Source organism: Pseudomonas sp. CM25, assembly GCF_013179705.1.
Classification (GTDB): Bacteria; Pseudomonadota; Gammaproteobacteria; order Pseudomonadales; family Pseudomonadaceae; genus Aquipseudomonas.
In genome coordinates, this window is the sequence record NZ_JABMCW010000509.1 from 1 (window position 1) to 2,841 (window position 2,841).

Consider the following 2,841-nt stretch of genomic DNA (forward strand, 5'->3'; position numbering starts at 1 on the left):
TGGCCTGGGCGGTGAGGTCGCGGGTGTAGGCCTCTACGCGGTTGCGGCCTTTGGCCTTGGAGCGGTACATGGCGGCGTCGGCGTTGCGGATCAGGGTGGCGACGTCAGTGCCGTCCTGTGGATAAAGGCTGATGCCGATGCTGGCGCTGGTGAAGAACTCGTGCTCGCCGGCCTGGAACGGGGCGTTGAAGCAGGTCAGCAATTTATTGGCGATGGTGCTGGCGTCACTGGGTTTGTGCAGGCCGGGCAGCAGGATGATGAACTCGTCGCCGCCCAGGCGGGCCACGGTGTCCACGTCGCGTACCTGCTCCTTCAGGCGCTGGGCGATGCCCTTGAGCAGCAAGTCGCCGACCGGGTGGCCGAGGCTGTCGTTGATGTGCTTGAAGCGGTCCAGGTCGAGGAACAGCACTGCGCCCTGGCGGTTGGATAGCTGCGCGCAAGTGAGTACGGCTTGCAGGCGGTTTTCGAACAGTGCGCGATTGGGCAAGCCGGTGAGCGGGTCGTGATGGGCCTGGTAATCGAGTTTGGCCTGGGCGTGCTTGAGGCTGGAGATGTCGGCGAACACGGCGACAAAGTGGGTGATCTCACGGTCGCTGTTGCGCACGGCGCTGATCGTCAGCCAGCCGGGGTACAGTTCGCCGTTCTTGCGCTTGTTGTAGATCTCGCCTTGCCAGTGGCCTTCGGCGGTCAGTTGGTGCCACATGGCGGCATAGAAGGCGCTGTCATGCTGGCCGGAGGCGAGCAGCCGCGGGGTCTGGCCAAGGGCTTCGATCTCGCTGTAGCCGGTGATTTCGCTGAAGGCGCGGTTGACCGCACTGATGCGCTGGTCGATGTCGGTGATCAGCACGCCTTCGGCGGTGTTTTCGAACACAGTGGCGGCCAGCTGCAGTTTCTCCTGCATCAGGTGGCGTTCGGTGATGTCGCGGGCGATGGTCAGCATGCAGTCGACGCCGGCGATCGGCAGCGGCCGCGCAGACAGCTCGCAAAGGCGGATCTGCCCGTCGCTGCGGCGGATGTGGCAGGTGAAGTCGCGCACGTAGCCGTCGCGGTTCAGCTGGTCGACCAGCCGCTTGCGCTCGTTGAGGTCGACCCAGATGCCCAGGTCCAGCGAGGTCTGGTCGATGCTTGGGTTGAGGTCATAGCCGGTAAGGCGGCAAAAGCCCTCGTTCACTTCCAGCAGCAAGCCGTCGCTCTGGCGCGACAACAGCAGGCCGTCGGGCGAGGCGTGGAAGGCCTTGGCGAATTTTTCTTCGGAGGTTTGCAACTGCTGCTGGGTTTGCTTGAGCTGGCTGATGTCGCGTACCGCCACCACCAGCGCGGGGGTGCCGTCGAGCTCGAAGGTTTCGGCCGAAGTCAGGCCGGTGAACAACTCGCCGTTGCTGCGCCGGAAGCTCATTTCCAGGTTGCGGATACCACCCTGGTGCAGGCGTTGCAGCAGCAGAGGGCCCGCGCCTTCTACGCCCCACAGGTCCAGGTCGGTGGCGGTGCGGCCGATCACCTGGCCAGGTGTCAGGCCGATCTGCTCTTCGAAGGCTTCGTTGACCTCCAGCAGGCAGCCATCGCTGTGGCGGGCGATCAGCAAGATGTCGGGGCATTGCTGGAACACCGAGGCAAATTTCTGCTCGGAAAGCCGCAGGGCGTCCTCGGTGCGCTTGGTCTCGCTGATGTCGATCATCAGCCCGCGCATCACCGGCTGGTGGCCATGCTCGATCATGCTGACGATATTACGCACCCACAACGGCTGGCCGTCGGCGCGGATCACCCGGTAGTCCAGGCTGTGGTCACGGCCGGCTGCAGTTTCACTGTCGCAGTAGGCCTGGGCCCAGAGTGCGTCCTCCGGGTGCAGGATGCTGCGCCAGAAGCCAGGTTTGAGCCACTCGGTGAGCGGAAAACCGAGCAGGTCCTCGGCATGGGGAGAGACGTAACTGTAGGTGTAGTCGTTGGCGTCGGCCTCCCAGGCAATGGCCGACAGGCTTTCGACCAGGCTGCGGTAATGGTACTCGCTGCTGCGGAGCTCTTGTTCCAGGGCAATGCGGCGGGAAATTTCCGAGCTGAGCCGACGGTTGATGCGGATCACCACGGCCAGGACGGCCATCAGCACCAGCACTGCCGGCAAGCCATACAGCAGCAGGTCTGACCAGAACATCCGCTGGTCGACCACATTACCAACCCAGTGCTGCTGGATCTGCGCTACTTCGCCACTCGTCATGTCGGCCATCACTTTGTCGAGAATACCCACCAGCACCTTGTTGTCGCGTGGGGCGGCCATGGCCAGCTGATAGCGGTAGGGCGTTTCGCCACTCACATACAAGCCGTCGAGCTTGAGCTGGCGCAGGCTCCAGATGCTCGAAGCAAGGTCCCCGACCACGGCGTCCACTTCGTCGGTGGCCAGTGCCTGCAAGGTTGAACTGACGTTGGGCATGGCCACCAGGTTGAGATCCGGGTGGTGGCTGCGCAGCAGTTCATGGGGGGCGTAGTTCTCGACCACGGCGATCTTCAGGCCGTACAGGTCATCGAGCTTGCGCGGCTGGGCGCCGCCTTTGTGCGCGAGAATGACGATGGGAAAGTCGAGGTAGGGGCGGGTGAAGGCCAGGTAGCCCTGGCGTTCTGGCGTCGACATGATGCCGGGCAGCAGGTCGATACGGTTATCGCGCGCCTGCGCGAGGACCTCGGTCCAGCTGCTGGGCTCGACCGGTTTGAGCGTCACGCCCAGGCGTTGCTGGATAGTGGCGATGTAATCGGCGGCCAATCCCTGGTACCGGCCCTCCTGGTCGCGAAACTCGAACGGTGGCCAAGAGGCATCCACGCCCAGGCTCAGCTGCGGGTGGGCAGCCAGCCAGG

At 64.0% G+C, this 2,841-nt stretch carries 1 protein-coding gene; it reads right to left on the reverse strand.

What is annotated here, in order from left to right:
• Positions 1 to 2,841: PAS domain S-box protein (locus HP546_RS28665; protein WP_172232766.1), on the reverse strand; the 2,841-nt coding region annotated here is incomplete at both ends.